The 15532-nt window shown below is 71.5% G+C and carries 15 protein-coding genes; 10 read left to right on the top strand and 5 right to left on the bottom strand.

Annotation, left to right across the window (positions count from 1 at the left end):
- Nucleotides 1-80: 80 nt before the first annotated feature.
- From aroH to der, 5 genes are all read left to right on the top strand, one after another.
- Nucleotides 81-443, top strand: a complete 363-nt coding sequence (aroH, locus tag ACH4FH_RS27540) for a chorismate mutase (protein ID WP_398558605.1) — start codon at nt 81-83, stop codon at nt 441-443.
- On the top strand, nt 440-1525 hold the full coding sequence (locus ACH4FH_RS27535) for a prephenate dehydrogenase (protein ID WP_398558604.1): 1086 nt from the start codon (nt 440-442) through the stop codon (nt 1523-1525). The genes aroH and ACH4FH_RS27535 overlap by 4 nt, the downstream gene beginning before the upstream one ends.
- A gap of 98 nt (nt 1526-1623) precedes the next feature.
- Nucleotides 1624-2346, top strand: a complete 723-nt coding sequence (gene cmk / locus ACH4FH_RS27530; RefSeq protein ID WP_398558603.1) for a (d)CMP kinase — start codon at nt 1624-1626, stop codon at nt 2344-2346.
- On the top strand, nt 2343-2999 hold the full coding sequence (locus ACH4FH_RS27525) for a lysophospholipid acyltransferase family protein (RefSeq protein ID WP_398558602.1): 657 nt from the start codon (nt 2343-2345) through the stop codon (nt 2997-2999). Before cmk ends, ACH4FH_RS27525 begins: the two co-directional genes overlap by 4 nt.
- Nucleotides 3000-3068: 69 nt before the next feature.
- Entirely contained in the window at nt 3069-4529 is a 1461-nt protein-coding gene (der, locus tag ACH4FH_RS27520) for a ribosome biogenesis GTPase Der (protein ID WP_398558601.1), read from the top strand.
- Nucleotides 4530-4603: 74 nt separating this feature from the next.
- On the opposite strand, the gene ACH4FH_RS27515 is transcribed toward der, so the two are convergent.
- Nucleotides 4604-4939 carry a hypothetical protein gene (locus tag ACH4FH_RS27515; RefSeq protein WP_398558600.1) on the bottom strand — a complete coding sequence of 112 codons (336 nt, stop codon included), beginning with the start codon at nt 4937-4939 and terminating at the stop codon, nt 4604-4606.
- A 118-nt stretch (nt 4940-5057) separates the two neighbouring features.
- The gene (locus tag ACH4FH_RS27510) at nt 5058-5852 is read right to left on the bottom strand and encodes a hypothetical protein (protein WP_398558599.1); all 795 of its coding nucleotides are present in this window, start codon (nt 5850-5852) and stop codon (nt 5058-5060) included.
- Between the two features lie 296 nt (nt 5853-6148).
- On the opposite strand from ACH4FH_RS27510, the gene ACH4FH_RS27505 reads away from it, so the two are divergent.
- The 4 genes from ACH4FH_RS27505 (at nt 6149) to ACH4FH_RS27490 (ending at nt 10419) form a co-directional block, all read left to right on the top strand.
- On the top strand, nt 6149-6724 hold the full coding sequence (locus ACH4FH_RS27505) for a transglycosylase family protein (protein WP_398558598.1): 576 nt from the start codon (nt 6149-6151) through the stop codon (nt 6722-6724).
- Nucleotides 6725-6991: 267 nt separating this feature from the next.
- Complete coding sequence (locus tag ACH4FH_RS27500; RefSeq protein ID WP_398558597.1) at nt 6992-8251, top strand: glycosyltransferase family 4 protein; 1260 nt, start codon at nt 6992-6994, stop codon at nt 8249-8251.
- Nucleotides 8248-9312, top strand: a complete 1065-nt coding sequence (locus ACH4FH_RS27495; protein ID WP_398558596.1) for a hypothetical protein — start codon at nt 8248-8250, stop codon at nt 9310-9312. Before ACH4FH_RS27500 ends, ACH4FH_RS27495 begins: the two co-directional genes overlap by 4 nt.
- A 147-nt stretch (nt 9313-9459) precedes the next feature.
- Nucleotides 9460-10419, top strand: coding sequence for a helix-turn-helix transcriptional regulator (locus ACH4FH_RS27490; RefSeq protein ID WP_398558595.1), 960 nt, complete (start codon nt 9460-9462; stop codon nt 10417-10419).
- On the opposite strand, the gene ctaD is transcribed toward ACH4FH_RS27490, so the two are convergent.
- On the bottom strand, nt 10388-12067 hold the full coding sequence (ctaD, locus tag ACH4FH_RS27485; RefSeq protein WP_398558594.1) for a cytochrome c oxidase subunit I: 1680 nt from the start codon (nt 12065-12067) through the stop codon (nt 10388-10390). The two genes, ACH4FH_RS27490 and ctaD, sit on opposite strands and share 32 nt — an antisense overlap.
- Nucleotides 12068-12616: 549 nt before the next feature.
- Between ctaD and ACH4FH_RS27480 the strand changes: the two genes are divergently transcribed.
- Entirely contained in the window at nt 12617-12832 is a 216-nt protein-coding gene (locus ACH4FH_RS27480) for an I78 family peptidase inhibitor (RefSeq protein ID WP_393894473.1), read from the top strand.
- A 103-nt stretch (nt 12833-12935) separates the two neighbouring features.
- On the opposite strand, the gene ACH4FH_RS27475 is transcribed toward ACH4FH_RS27480, so the two are convergent.
- On the bottom strand, nt 12936-13976 hold the full coding sequence (locus ACH4FH_RS27475) for a phosphatase PAP2 family protein (protein ID WP_398558593.1): 1041 nt from the start codon (nt 13974-13976) through the stop codon (nt 12936-12938).
- Nucleotides 13977-14238: 262 nt separating this feature from the next.
- Complete coding sequence (locus ACH4FH_RS27470; protein WP_398558592.1) at nt 14239-15432, bottom strand: hypothetical protein; 1194 nt, start codon at nt 15430-15432, stop codon at nt 14239-14241.
- Between the last annotated feature and the right edge of the window lie 100 nt (nt 15433-15532).

Here is a 15532-nt window from a genome sequence, read left to right as displayed (position 1 = left end):
GCTGTCGGTGGGCCTCGATACCCTTGATCTGTGCGTGCAGGTGCGCGCGACGCGGCACACAGACGCAGGGGAGCAGTGACGTGGCGGTAAGAGCGGTCCGCGGGGCCGTCCAGCTGGAGCGGGACGACGCGGAGCACATGCAGGAGCAGGTGGCCGAGCTGCTCACCGCCATTCTGGAGCGCAACGGCCTCGTCCCGGACGACCTGATCAGTGTGTGGTTCACCGCCACCCCCGATCTGCACAGCGACTTCCCGGCCGCCGCCGCTCGGGGCCTCGGCATCACGGACGTGCCGTTGATCTGCGCCCAGGAGCTGGACGTGGCCGGCGCCATGGAGCGCGTGGTGCGGGTGCTCGCCCATGTCGAGACCGGCCTGTCCAAGGCCGGGATCGCCCACGTCTACCTCGGCGCCGCCGGGGCGCTGCGAAAGGACATCGCGCAGTGAGGACCGCACTCGTCGTCGGCGCCGGCCTGATCGGCACCTCCGCCGCACTCGCACTGAACGCGCGAGGCGTCCAGGTCTACCTGGAGGACCACGACCACGCCCAGGCGCTGACGGCCGCGGCGCTCGGCGCAGGCACCGCCGAGCCGCCCCCCGGCCCGGTCGACCTCGCCATCGTGGCCGTGCCGCCGGCGCACGTCGCCTCCGCGCTGGCCGACACCATGCGGCGCGGCGCGGCCCGCGCGTACATCGACGTCGCCAGCGTCAAGGGCGGCCCCCGCCGCGAGCTGGAGTCCATGGGCTGCGATCTGACCGCCTACCTCGGCACGCACCCGATGGCCGGCAAGGAGCGCTCGGGGCCGCTCGCCGCCACCGCCGACCTCTTCGAGGGGCGCCCGTGGGTGCTCACCCCGACCCGTGAGGGCGACACCGAGGTGCTCAATCTCGCCCTGGAGCTGGTCGCGCTCTGCCGGGCGGTGCCCGTGGTGATGGACGCCGACGCCCACGACCGCGCCGTCGCCCTGGTCTCGCACACCCCACAGCTGCTCTCCAGCCTCGTCGCGGCCCGTCTCCGAGGCGCTGACGAGACCGCCGTGCGGCTGTGCGGTCAGGGCATCCGGGATGTGACAAGGATCGCGGCCTCCGATCCGGCCATGTGGATCGACATCCTGTCCGCCAACCCCGGCCCGGTCGCCGATGTGCTGTCCGAGGTCGCCGCCGACCTGGACGAAACCGTCCGGTCGCTGCGCGCACTGGAGTCCGCCGACGAGGACAAGCGCGGCACCGGCGCGGGCGGCATCGAGGACGTGCTGCGGCGCGGCAACGCCGGGCGGGAGCGGGTGCCGGGCAAGCACGGCGCGGCCCCGGCCGTCTACGAGATCGTCGCTGTCCACATCGGGGACCAGCCCGGTGAGCTGGCCCGGATCTTCGCGGACGCGGGCCGGGCGGGGATCAACATCGAGGACGTCCGGATCGAGCACGCCACCGGTCAGCAGGCCGGTTTCATCCAGCTCATGGTCGAGCCGCAGTCCGTACCGGCGCTGACCGCGGAGCTGCGGGAGAGGGGCTGGTCGATCCGGCAATGAGACCGTGGACGGCGCCATGCGGGTGAGCCAGTAACCTTGTCCGAGGTCTGTATGGCCCGTGGACCCCCGCCCCGTGTACAAGAAAGGTGTTCGTCACCGTGGAAACCGCCGCCCGGACCGCCCCGGCTGCAGTGATTGTCGCCATCGACGGCCCCGCTGGCACGGGCAAGTCCAGCACGTCCAAGGCCGTCGCCGCCAAGCTCGGCCTCGGCTACCTCGACACCGGTGCCCAGTACCGTGCGATCACCTGGTGGATGCTGACCAACGGCATCGACGTCAAGGACGCGGTCGCCGTGGCCGACGCCTCCGCCAAGCCTGTGATCGTCTCCGGCACCGACCCGTCCGCCCCGACCATCTCGGTCGACGGCCTGGACGCCGCGGGCCCGATCCGTACGCAGGAGGTCACCGCCGCGGTCAGCGCCGTCAGCGCCGTCCCCGAGGTGCGCAGCCGCATCACCGACCTGCAGCGCTCCATCGCCGCCGAGGCGCCGCGCGGCATCGTCGTCGAGGGCCGGGACATCGGCATCACCGTCCTGCCCGACGCCGACCTCAAGGTCTTCCTCACCGCCTCCGCCGAGGCGCGGGCGGCCCGCCGCAGCGGTGAGCTCAAGGGCAAGGAGGCCGGAGACCTGGCCGCCACCCGCGAGGCGCTGATGAAGCGGGACGCCGCCGACTCCTCCCGTAAGACCTCCCCGCTGGCGAAGGCCGACGACGCCGTCGAGGTGGACACCACCGATCTGACGCTGGAGCAGGTCATCGAGTGCGTGGTGACCCTCATCGAGGGTGCGAGCGCCGAAAAGGCGGGACGGGTCGCTCGGTGACCGAAAGCGCCAAGGCGCCGAGTCCGGCGGGCGCCGCGGTCGGCAGGCGGATCGGCATCGGCCTGATGTACGGGCTGTGGAAGCCGCGCGTACTGGGCGCCTGGCGGGTTCCCTCCGCCGGCCCGGTGATCCTCGCGGTCAACCACGCGCACGGCCTCGACGGCCCGATGCTGATGGGCACCGCGCCGCGGCCGGTGCACTTCCTGATCAAGAAAGAAGCCTTCGTCGGCCCGCTGGACCCGTTCCTGCGCGGTATCGGGCAGCTGAAGGTGGACCGCAGTACGGCCGACCGCAAGGCGATCACCGACGCGCTCGGGGTACTGGAGAACGGCGGGGTGCTGGGCATCTTCCCGGAGGGCACCCGTGGCGAGGGTGACTTCGCTTCCCTGCGTGCCGGCCTGGCGTACTTCGCGGTGCGCTCCGGCGCTCCGGTCGTCCCGGTGGCGGTGCTCGGCAGCACCGACCGCAGGAGTCGGCTGACCCCGGTCGTACCGCCGCTGCGCGGCCGTGTCGACGTCGTCTTCGGTGACGGCTTCGCGGCGGGCGACGGCAGCGGGCGGCGCACCCGCAAGGCGCTGGACGAGGCGACCGTGCGGATCCAGGAGCGGCTGACCGCCCACCTGGCAGAGGCCAGGCGCCTGACCGGGCGCTGACCGAAACTTGAGTAGTGGGCCGCGCACGAGTGGCCCACCGATGACGAAGATGAACGAGGAACGGACTTCATGAACGACCAGATCGACACCGGCGACGAGCACGGTGCGCTTGGCGATGCCGAGTACGCGGAGTTCATGGAGCTCGCCGCGCAGGAGGGCTTCGACCCCGCGGAGATCGAGGGCGACATCGCCGCGGCCGGACACGGCCCGCTGCCCGTCCTCGCCGTCATCGGCCGCCCCAATGTCGGCAAGTCGACCTTGGTGAACCGCATCATCGGCCGCCGTGAGGCGGTCGTCGAGGACAAGCCCGGCGTCACCCGTGACCGCGTCACCTACGAAGCCGACTGGAACGGCCGCCGCTTCAAGGTCGTCGACACCGGCGGCTGGGAGCAGGACGTCCTCGGCATCGACGCGTCCGTCGCGCTCCAGGCGGAGTTCGCCATCGAGGCCGCGGACGCCGTGGTCTTCGTGGTGGACTCCAAGGTCGGCGGGACCGACACCGACGAGGCCGTCGTCAAGCTGCTGCGCCGGTCCGGCAAGCCCGTCGTGCTGGTCGCCAACAAGGTCGACGGCGCCTCCGGCGAGGCGGACGCCGCGATGCTGTGGTCGCTGGGCCTCGGCGAGCCGTACCCGGTCTCCGCGCTGCACGGCCGCGGCACGGGCGACATGCTCGACGCCGCGCTGGACGCGCTCCCCGAGGCGCCCGCGCAGACCTTCGGCACGGCGCTCGGCGGTCCCCGCCGCGTCGCGCTGATCGGCCGCCCGAACGTCGGCAAGTCCTCGCTGCTGAACAAGGTCGCGGGCGAGGAGCGGGTGGTCGTCAACGAGGTCGCCGGCACCACCCGTGACCCGGTCGACGAGCTGATCCAACTCGGCGGCAAGACCTGGAAGTTCGTGGACACCGCCGGTATCCGCCGTCGGGTGCACCTCCAGGAGGGCGCCGACTACTACGCCTCGCTGCGCACCGCGGCGGCCGTGGAGAAGGCCGAGGTCGCGGTCGTCCTGATCGACGCCAGCGAGTCCATCAGCGTGCAGGACCAGCGGATCATCACGATGGCCGTGGAGGCCGGTCGTGCCCTGGTCATCGCCTACAACAAGTGGGACAACCTCGACGACGAGCGCCGCTTCTACCTGGAGCGGGAGATCGAGCGGGACCTGGTCCAGGTCCCGTGGGCGATGCGGGTGAACGTCTCCGCGCGCACCGGCCGCCACATGGAGAAGCTCGTCCCGGCGATCGAGACGGCGCTGGCCGGCTGGGAGACCCGCATTCCGACCGGACGGCTCAACGCCTTCCTCGGCGAGATCGTGGCCTCCCACCCGCACCCGATCCGCGGCGGCAAGCAGCCCCGCATCCTCTTCGGCACCCAGGCCGGCGTGAAGCCCCCGCGCTTCGTGCTCTTCGCCTCCGGCTTCCTTGAGGCCGGCTACCGGCGCTTCATCGAGCGCCGGCTGCGTGAGGAGTTCAGCTTCGAGGGGACGCCCATCCACATCTCGGTGCGTGTACGGGAGAAGCGCAGCCGGAAGAAGTAGGCACGCGTGTGCCCCCGGTCCTCGCGAGGACCGGGGGCACGATGCTGTTCGGGGCCGCCGGCCGCCGCAGAGCGTCAGTGGCCGTGCTGGCGGTGGTCCCGCGGCCCTGGCGGCAGCGCCGCGGGGACATGGCGCGGGTGGTACGGCTGCCGGCCCACGACTTCCCAGTGGCCCGAGGACGCCGCCGTACGTCCCCAGTTCCCGGTGCCGCGCAGGGTGTCCGGGACCTCCGCCTCATCCGTCCGATCCCCGGGCAGCGCCCGGAAGGAGCGTCGGTACTCGGCGTACAACGCGTCGTAGATCGGCGTGGCCGAAGCACGGTCGGCGGCATGCGTCGGCTCGTGCGACGAGCGCATGCCGGGGATCGGGTGGGGGTACTGGGCGCGGGAGGAGGGGTCGTATGAGTGCACGTATGTGCCAACGACCCTGATGCCCCGGGGATGCGGCTTTCGGGCGGAAATGGCTGATCGCGGGGGCAATCCGGCCAATTCAGGCGGATCTGCCCCCGCGATCGGTGTGCCGCTCGGATCAGGTGCCGGCCAGCGGCATCGCCGCCGCGACCAGAACGCCGTCCGCGGCCGCCTTCTCCAGTGCCTGTCGCATCAGGTCCTCACGCGGCTGGTGGCCGATGGTGCCGACGGGTGCCGCGTACATCAGCACGGTCTTGGCCTTGTTCGCCGCCGCGCGCCAGCCGTCGGAGACGGCCAGCGGCTGGTGTGCCTGCCACCACGCGGACTGGTTGTTGGCGGTGCCCGGCTGGAGGACGGCGTGCAGCTTGCCCATGGCCAGGAGTGCGGACCAGCCCGGGTTCGCCGGGGGCAGCTGGTTCATGTCCGTGACGGGGCTGAAGCCCTGCTCCATGAGCAGGGGCAGGAAGTCGTCGTCCTGGCTCGTCGAACCGGGGCGGGCGATCGGGCCGTTGGGCTCGACGACCAGCGCCGGGCGCAGTTCGCCCTCGATCAGCACCAGGCCGCAGGTGATCCCGAGGGTCGCCTGACGGTCGCCGGCGGGCGCCGGGGCGGGCGCCGGAGCGCCGGCGGCGGCGTCCTCGCCGGTGATGGAGCGCACAGCTCCCTGGAGCTGCTCCTCCGATACCGGGACGACCTGCGAGGGGATGCACGTCGCATGCGCGAACGCGAGCACCGCGGTCTCCTCGCCCACGAACAGGACGGTGCTGGTGCGCTCCTGCTCGCTGTCGCCGGGAGTGCGGCATGAGGTGCAGTCGTAGCTGCCGGGGGCGTCGCCACCGGCCAGCAGGCGGTCGGCTTCTTCGTCGCCGATCTCGGCGCGAACGTCGTCGCTGACGTCGAGCATGCGCGGCACGGGTGGCTCCTCGATCTCTGAGCGGCTGCCGGGCGGTCTCCCGGCTCGTACAGGAACAACGGGTGACCTGCGGCAGGGGTCACGCGCGGGCGGGAACAGAATCGAACCAATCGGCGCACAGCGGAATTCAGCGGAGATCCGCGGCGAAGGTGAGCCGTAACCGGTCACGCACCGCCACCCTCTGCGCAGAGCCCGACGCAGGTGGCGGCTCGCGATACACCGGACCGGGTGGGCCGGACCCGTCCGGGGCGCGGCACCGCCCCGCCGCGCCGTCGCGCTGCTTAACGTCACCGGTTATGTCTGACTACCGTTCCGCCGCGCGGCGCTTCCCGGCTCGCGCCGGCATGCTCGCCGCGGGAGCCGCCGCGCTGCTCCTGTGCCTGCCCGCGGGGGCCGTCGCGGAGCAGCCACGGGCAGGTGGGCCGCGCGGCGGCCCGGCTCCGTACGCCTGCGCCGACGACCAGTGGCCGTGGGGCTGCATCGCCGAGTGCGAGAGCGGCGGCAACTGGCGCATCAACACCGGCAACGGCTTCTACGGCGGTCTGCAGTTCTCGCAGCGCACCTGGAAGAACTTCGGTGGCCTCAGCTATGCGGCGCGGGCAGACCTCGCCACTCGCGACGAGCAGATCGAGATCGCGGAGAAGGTCCTCGCCGACCAGGGCTGGGGGGCCTGGCCCACCTGCTCCAAGCGCTACGGGCTGAGCGGCAAGACCTATGTCGTCCAGCCGGGCGATCCCCTGGACGGGGTCGAGGTCCGGGTCCGCGGCGAATGGCCGGTGCTGTACCGCGCGAACAGGGGTGGCACGGCGCCGCGGCACGCACGGCTGCGGACCGGTGCGCGGCCGGCGCACTCCGGTCACCCGAGGCGGTGACATCAAGAGGCGCCGGCGCACCTCCCCTCGGTGTGCCCACCGGCAGTGATGTCCATAGGTGGAGGGATTTCGCGGCGAAGAGGTTCCCTCACTTGTCTACCGATGCCCTAACTTTTTCGGAACAACTTGGCGAAAGCCCCCAACCCGGAACCCCGTTTCACGGTCCTACCGTTCAGCAACTGGGCGTACGACGCCGTCGGGAGGGGCGCGCGGCGTGGCCCACGGGGCGACCAGGCACCACGGAAGACCAGGGGACACGGGGGACGGATGCACATCTCATTCCTGATTCACAATGCATACGGCATCGGGGGGACGATCAGGACCACGTTCAACCTCGCCCGTACGCTCTCCGAGCGCCACGACGTGGAGATAGTGTCGGTGCTGCGGCACCGCGACGCGCCGGTGTTCTCGCTCGGACCGCGGGTGACGCTGCGTCACCTCGTCGACATCCGGGAGAGCAGCCCCACCTACGACGGCACCGACCCCGCGTACGCCCGCCCCGCCAAGGTCTTCCCGTCCGCCGAGGGCCGCTTCGGCCAGTACAGCCGGCTCACCGACCGCCGGATCGCCCAGCATCTCAGCGGGATCGAGGCGGATGTCGTGGTGGGCACCAGGCCGGGTCTCAACGTGCACATCGCCAAGCAGGCGCGCCGGGGCCCGGTCCGCATCGGCCAGGAGCACCTCACCCTCGACACCCACAGCCGGGCGCTCAAGTTGGCGCTGCGCAGCGCCTATCCGCGGCTGGACGCGGTCACCACCGTCACCGAGGCCGATGCCCGCGCCTACCGCCGTACGCTGCGGCTGCCGGGAGTCCGCGTCGAGGCGGTGCCCAACAGCGTGCCCGCGCCGGGCCTGGAGCCGGCCGACGGCAGCGGCAAGTGGGTCGTCGCGGCCGGCCGGCTCGCCCGGGTCAAGCGCTACGACATCCTCATCCGCGCCTTCGCCCGGGTCGCCGCCGAGCGGCCCGACTGGCGGCTGCGGATCTACGGCGGCGGCGCCGAGAAGGCCGCTCTGCGCGGCCTGATCGACGAACTCGGCCTGTACAACAACGTCTTCCTGATGGGGCCGGCCAACCCCCTTGAGCCCGAGTGGGCCAAGGGTTCCATCGCCGCCGTCTCCTCCAGCCTCGAATCGTTCGGGATGACGATCGTGGAGGCCATGCGCAGCGGCCTGCCGGTCGTCGCCACGGACTGCCCGCACGGCCCCGGCGAGATCATCAGCGACGGGGTGGACGGCAAGCTGGTGCCGGTCGGCGATCCCGAGGCGCTGGCGGGCTCGCTGCTGGAACTGATCAACGACGACGCCGCCCGCAAGCGGATGGGCGGCGCGGCACTCGCCGCGTCCGCCCGCTTCGATCCCGCCACGGTCGCCGAGCGCTACGAATCGCTCTTCGGCGACCTGCTGGCGCAAAGACGGGGCAGCCGCTTGAGCGGCACCCTTCATCGCACCCGAGGAGCACTGTTGAGCGGCGCTTACGCCACCAAGGACGCGGCCCGCGCCGCGCTGAGAGGGGTGCGGACGGTATGAACGCGTCGACACAGCTCCCCGCGAGCGGACACCAGGCGAAGGAGCACGCGGACATCGACCAGACATCGGCGGGGCCGGCGGCCGCGGGATCCGGTGCCACCGGACCGGCGGGGCAGGGCGGCGAGGCGGCCCGCGCCGCCACGGCAGGCGAGGACATGAGCGCGGCCCGGGTCCCCGAGGTGTTGAAGGCCGACTGCATCGCGGACTCCGCCGGCGGGCTGACCTTCGATCTGAACGCCCCTCAGGACCTCCCCACCGCGTGGAGCGCGGCGCTGGTGCTGCGGCGGCGGGGCGCCGACAAGGGCAAGGACCAGGGCAAGAACGCGAGGGACGGGACGGACGAGGAGGTGCGGCTGCCGCTCGGCCCGAACGGCTCCGGGCAGCTGCGTGCCGTGCTGCCCAGCACCGTCGCGCTCGCCGAGGGACGCTGGAACGCCTACGCCGACCTCGGCGACGGTCAGGACCCCCGGCGCCTGCTGCCGGGTGTCAACGACCTGCGGTCGCTGGTGGACCGCCGGCCGCTGACGGGCATTGGCCGGCTCGGCGTGCGCATCCCGTACGCGACCAAGCTCGGCAACCTCGCGCTGCGCAGCTGGCTGCGCGGGCCGCACGCCGAGGCCGGCGACATCCTGGTGGCGCCCGACGGCCTGACGGTCTCCGGCCGGCTGTACGGCGCGGTCCCGGCCGACGGCGCCCGGGCCGAGGCGCGCGCCCGGCAGTCCGCCCCGGCGGACGGCAGGTCCGGTTCCGGCAGCCCCGTCGTCGTCACGGCCCCGCTGACCGTCGACGGCGCGCACTTCACCTTCACGCTGCCGTTGGAGGAACTGGCCGGGAGCTGGAAGCGCGGCAGCGAGCCATGGGATCTGTGGCTGCGCCCCGCCGAGGGCGCCCGGGCGGTGCGCATCGCCCGGCTCCTGGACGACGTCGCGGACAAGAAGCAGGTCTTCAGCTACCCGGCGCTCGCGGTGCAGGCACCGGCGGGGCAGGTCAGGGTCGGCCCGTACTACACGCTCGACAACGACCTGGCGATAAGGGTCGCAGGACCGGCCGACGAGGAGTAGCCGGACGCGATGCGACGACGGCGGTGCGGGCTCGCACCGCCCTTCGTGCTGCCCGTACGCCCCGCGTAGGTCGAAGCGGGGCCGTGCGGCCGCCGGGCGCCGCGCACGCGGACAGTACCTGTCCGCGAACGCTGCGAGACTTGGCGCATGTTGGACACCTCGGCACGGCTGCTTCGCCTGCTCTCCCTCCTGCAGGCTCATCGGGACTGGTCCGGCGCGGATCTCGCCGACCGCCTCGGCGTCACCCCGCGCACCGTCCGGCGCGACATCGACCGGCTGCGCGAGCTGGGCTACCCCGTGCACTCCACGTCCGGCACCGCAGGCGGCTACCAGCTCGGCGCCGGTGCCGAGCTGCCGCCGCTGCTGCTCGACGACGAGGAGGCGGTGGCCGTCGCGGTAGGGCTGCGCAGCGCCGCGGAGGGCAGCGTCGAGGGCATCGAGGAGACCTCGGTGCGCGCGCTGGCGAAGCTGGAGCAGGTGCTGCCGCACCGCCTTCGACGCCGGGTCGGCGCGCTGAACGCCTTCACCGTCCCGATGCCCGGCCGGGCCGGCGGCCCGCGGGTGGATGCCGCCACCCTGACCGAACTCGCGCACGCCTGCCGGGACTGCCAACGGCTGCGCTTCGACTACGTCGCCCACGACGGAACGGTCACCCGCCGCATCGTCGAACCGCACAGGCTGGTTTCCACCCAGCGCCGCTGGTACCTCGTCGCCTGGGACGTCGACCGCGCCGACTGGCGCACCTACCGCGCCGACCGCATCACCCCGACCCCGCCGCACGGCCCGCGGTTCACGCCCCGTCCCCCGCCCGCGGAGGATCTCGCGGCGTACGTCTCGGCGGGCGTCTCCACCCATGCCTACGCGGAGCGGGCGACGGTCCTGCTGCACGTGCCGGTGGAGCGGGCCGCGACGCGCATCGGCCCGTCGGCGGGGGTCCTGGAGGCGGTCGATGAGCACAGCTGTCTGCTGCGCACCGGGGCGCAGAGCCTCGACGTGATGGTGATCCACCTCGTGATGACCGGATTCGACTTCGAGGTCCGTGAGCCGCCGGAACTGCTCGACCGCATACGGGAGGTCAGGGACCGGTTGTCCCGGGCGCTGGGATAGCGGCGGGCCGCTTGCGCATACCCGGGTGGTGCAGGTCGAAGGCCGGCGACTCGGAGCGGATCTTGGGGAGGGTGGTGAAGTTGTGCCGCGGCGGCGGCGAGGAGGTCGCCCACTCCAGGGAGCGGCCGTACCCCCAGGGGTCGTCCAGCGTCGTCCTGGTCCCGTACTGCGTGGTCTTCCAGACGTTGTAGAGGAACGGCAGCGTGGAGGCGCCGAGCAGGAACGAGCCGATGGTGGAGAGGGTGTTCAGGGCGGTGAAGCCGTCGGCGCTCAGGTAGTCGGCGTAGCGGCGCGGCATGCCTTCCACCCCCAGCCAGTGCTGGACGAGGAAGGTGGTGTGGAAGCCGACGAACAGCGTCCAGAAGTGGATCTTGCCGAGCCGCTCGTCGAGCATCTTGCCGGTGAACTTCGGCCACCAGAAGTAGAAGCCCGCGAAGGTCGCGAAGACCACCGTCCCGAAGACGACGTAGTGGAAGTGGCCGACGACGAAGTACGAGTCGGTGACGTGGAAGTCCAGCGGCGGCGAGGCCAGGATGACGCCGGTGAGCCCCCCGAACAGGAAACTCACCAGGAAGCCGATCGCCCACAGCATCGGGGTCTCGAAGGACAGCGAGCCGCGCCACATGGTGCCGATCCAGTTGAAGAACTTCACCCCGGTCGGTGCCGCGATCAGGAACGACAGCAGGGAGAAGAACGGCAGGAGCACCGCGCCGGTCACGAACATGTGGTGCGCCCAGACCACCACCGACAGACCGGTGATGGCCATCGTCGCACCGATCAGCATGATGTAACCGAAGATCGGCTTGCGGGAGAAGACCGGGATGATCTCCGTGATGATGCCGAAGAACGGCAGCGCGATGATGTAGACCTCGGGATGGCCGAAGAACCAGAACAGGTGCTGCCACAGCAGCGCACCGCCCCACTGGGGCTCGAACACCACCGCCCCGAGGCGCCGGTCCGCCTCCATCACCAGCAGCGCGGCCGCGAGCACCGGGAACGCCAGCAGCACCAGGATCGACGTGAACAGCACGTTCCAGGTGAAGACCGGCATCCGGAACATCGTCATCCCCGGCGCCCGCATCCCGATGATCGTGGTGATGAAGTTGACCGCGCCGAGGATGGTGCCGAAACCGGCCAGCGCCAGGCCCATGATCCACATATCGGCACCGAGGCCCGGGGTGTGCGTGGGGGAGTTGAGCGGCGCGTACGCCGTCCATCCGTAGCCCGGTCCGCCGTCCGGCGTCAGGAAGCTGCCCACCACGATCAGCGCGCCGAAGAGGTAGAGCCAGTACGAGAGCATGTTCAGCCGGGGGAAGGCGACGTCGGGGGAGCCGATCTGCAAGGGCATGATCTCGTTCGCGAAGCCGGCGAACGCCGGGGTGGCGAAGAGCAGCAGCATGATCGTGCCGTGCATCGTGAGCGCCTGGTTGAACTGCTCGTTGCTCACGAGCTGGAGGCCGGGGCGGGCCAGTTCGGCGCGCATCACCAGCGCCAGCAGGCCGCCGAACAGGAAGAAGCCGAAGGACGTGATCAGGTAGAGGTGCCCGATCTTCTTATGGTCGGTCGTGGTCAGCCAGTCGACCAGGATCGATCCCCGGCTCCGTTCCCTGGTCGGCCGGATGCTCGCTCGGGCGGTGTCCGTACCCATCCGCCGCACCTCGTTCCTCAAGGGTGTACTGGGGCCGGGGCCATGATGCTCGGGTCGGGGGTGGAGTGCGAGGGGGCGCTCCGGCCGTGCCCCGGTGGGATCTGACGCGCCGTTGACCCGGTGGGCGGCGGGCGCGGCGCGGGGCGGGCGGGGCCGCGGCGGGGGCGTTCGGGGCGGCAGGCCGGTGGCGGCCGTGGGCGATGTGCGGGAAATGTGTGTGGAGTGTGTCTCGTAGGCCAATTGCCCGTTGGCCGATAAAGCGCTTCGGGTAAGGGAAATGCGCACCGGCCGGTGGATTGTTTTCCCAACTCTGTCCGGCGTTGTCCGAGCCGACTGCACACCGCTTCGCATTTGATCAAGGAGGAATTCAGGCCGCTTTGTTTTCCACCCGGTTGCGGCATCACACGGCACGTATGGGTGACGGGAGTTCCCGCAAACGCAGGAGCCTTAGCTGTGACACAAGTGTGACCAATGACGGACCCGGAAGGCACCGGCGTGTGCGACGGAAGGGCCTTCCGTGCGTCGGTAGCGGCGCCTAACGTGGCAGTCATGGCACCCGAACCGAACCTTCCGAACGAACCCCAGGACGACACCGAGGCCTATATCGGCCTCGCTCAGCAGGACGCCGAGGAGCGTGCCCGCGCGCGCGGCTGGACCACCGTCCGTTCGCTGCCGCCCGGCGCGATCATCACCATGGAATACCTCGTCGGCCGGCTCAACTTCGAGGTGAAGGACGGCGTCGTGCACCGCACCTGGCAGGGCTGACCGCCCCGCGTACGACGAAGGCCCCGGCGGCTCCCTCTGGAGCGGCCGGGGCCTTCGGTGCGGGGTAGCGGGTGTGCGTACCGACCCCGCGGTCGGAGGGCGGTCAGCCGGTCCCGTTGCGGCCGCGCCCGGACGTCGGGCTCAGCGGGGTGCTGCGCGGGACGCGGTCCGCGTGCGGTGGCCGGCGGCTGCCCGCGGGGGTGACCGGTGAGCGCTCCGAGCGGGAGGTGTGCGGCCGTGCCGGGTGGTGCGGCCAGCCGTCCGGCGCGCGGGTGGCCGCACCGCGGCTGCCCGTACCGACGCCGACGGCTTCGCGTACCAGCACCTCGCCGTCCGCGCCGACGCGCTGCCGTGAGATGCCGGGGGCCAGTGCGCCGACCGGCAGCGGGCCGCGCAGTGAGTCGGGGCGCAGTCGCAGCCACAGGCGCAGCAGGACGCCCATGATGCGGTCCTCGACCCAGGTCAGACCGGGCTCCAGCCACGGCAGCGCCAGCAGCACCAGCAGTCCGGCGGCCCAGCCGAGCAGTACGTCACTGACCCAGTGGGTGCCGAGGTAGACGGTGGTCATGCCGACGCCCAGGGCGCCCAGTGCCGCGATCACCGACAGGGTGCGGCGGCGCAGCGGGGTGGTCGCCAAGTAGGCCAGCACACCCCAGGTGACCACGGCGTTCGCGGTGTGACCCGAGGGAAATATATCGCCGCCGAGCCACATCTCGTTCGAGCCGACCGTGGTCGCGTAGTGCGGGCCGAGCCGGCTCATGCCGAGCTTGGCGGCGCCCACGGTCACGTTCAGCAGGAGCAGCGAGGCGCCCAGCACCAGCAGCGGGTGGAGGTTGCGCTGGCGCCAGCACCGCCAGCCCAGCCAGGCGGCCACCGCCACAGCGGTCGGCCCGCGCTGCCCCAGGACAACGAAGTAGTCGAGGAAGGCATGGATCTCAGGCCATTGCTTGTACGGCTTGAAGAACATGACTTGCCAGTCGAATGTGACCAGCCATGAAGTGGCCAGCACTCCGACCACGATCGCGATGTACACCGCCAGCGTGCCTCCGAACAGCCACAGGCGGGTCCGGGTCATGCGTGGTAGGGGTCGGGCGCGATCGGTCGGGCGCTCCTCCATCTGGTCGAGCTTGTCATCGGTACGCACTCAATCGACGTTACCGCGTGTGATGTAGCTGCTTGGTCAAACTGTGAGCTTTGTAATGACGATGTGATGTGGAATGGGTCTCAAACAGGGCTTGGACGCGGGGATTTGGAAGTGAATTCGAAGCGATTCAGATTCCCCTCGCGGCATCCGCGTGTCGCCGGCGTGAGCGCCTTATCTGCTTTTCCTCGCGGAGTTTATCCCCGATTCGCCCGGGCGTCGCGGGATGTTTCCCGTGGCGTCCTTACGGAGGGGTGTCTTCCGGTCACGGTGGGCCCGAGCCGTTCAGCCAGAACGCGCCGTACAGCGCCGAGCCCACCGCGACCACCCCGATGACCAGGCACGATCGTGCCGGGCGCAGGCGGGCGAGCCCCACCGCGAGGGGCAGCAGCAGGGGGTAGGCCGGCAGCATCAGCCGCGGCTTGGAACCGAAGTACCCCTTGGCGGTCAGCGCCAGCAGCAGCACCGCGCCGCCATAGACCAGCAGCGGCAGCGGCTGGCCCTGCCGCACCCCGCGGACGTACAGCCAGATGATCAGCGCGACACCGATGAGCAGGCCCAGCCCGGCCGCGAAGGCGGGCCCCGACAGCAGGTCCCCGAGGAAACGGCCGAACGCGATGCCTCCGTCGAAGCCGTTGCCCCAGCCGCCCTGGACGTCCAGATAGCCGGTGAGGCTGCCCTGCCGGGCCCCGACCCACAGGAAGTAGCCGCACCAGCCGAGCGGGGCGAGCAGCACGCCCAGCAGCATTCCCCGGTGCCGGCCGCCGAGAGCCGCGCGCAGTCCCACGCCGCCGGCCCGCTCGTTCCACACCGTCACGGCCGCGGTGACCCACACCGCCGCCACAACCGCGGCACCCACCGGCCGGGTCAGCCCGGCCAGCGAGGCGAGCACCCCCGCCCAGACCCAGCGCCGGGTCAGTACGCAGTACACGCCCCAGGCCGCGAGGGCGGTGAACAGCGACTCCGAGTAGGCCATCGACTGCACGATGCCCACCGGCAGGGCGGCCCACAGTGCCGCCAGTGCCACCCCCGCACGCTGCCCGTGCAGCCGCTCTCCGGTCGCGTACAGCGCCCAGGCCGCCGCCAGCGACGCCGTCCAGGTCACGATCAGCCCGGCGTCGGCGGCGGACAGCGGCAGAAGGGCGGACAGGGCCCGCTCCAGCCAGGGCAGCAGCGGGAAGAACGCCAGGTTCGAATGCACATCGCCGTTGGCCAGCTGCACGCTGTAGCCGTAGCCCTGCTCGGCGACGCGGGTGTACCAGAGTGCGTCCCAGCGGGCGGTGAGCAGCGTGTGCCAGCTCTTGCCGTTCGCCGCCGACCACACCGCGAGCACGACCAGGCCCAGCAGCCGGATCGCCGCGTACGCCGTGAGGGCGGGCGCGGCCCGGCGCAGGGCGTCCCGCACAGCGGGGCCGCACACGGTCCGGCCGGGGGCGGCGGTCGAGGCAAGATCGTTCACCCGGACGATTATCCAGGGTGGACGGAGCGCCTTTGCCTGCGGCGCCGAGGGAACTCGACGGCCTGCGATGCGCGTCTCATCGTGAGGTGAGCCACGCGGG

The organism is Streptomyces sp. NPDC017993 (genome assembly GCF_044328065.1).
In the GTDB taxonomy this organism is placed as follows: domain Bacteria; phylum Actinomycetota; class Actinomycetes; order Streptomycetales; family Streptomycetaceae; genus Streptomyces.
This window is presented reverse-complemented; position numbering and strand designations above follow the sequence as displayed.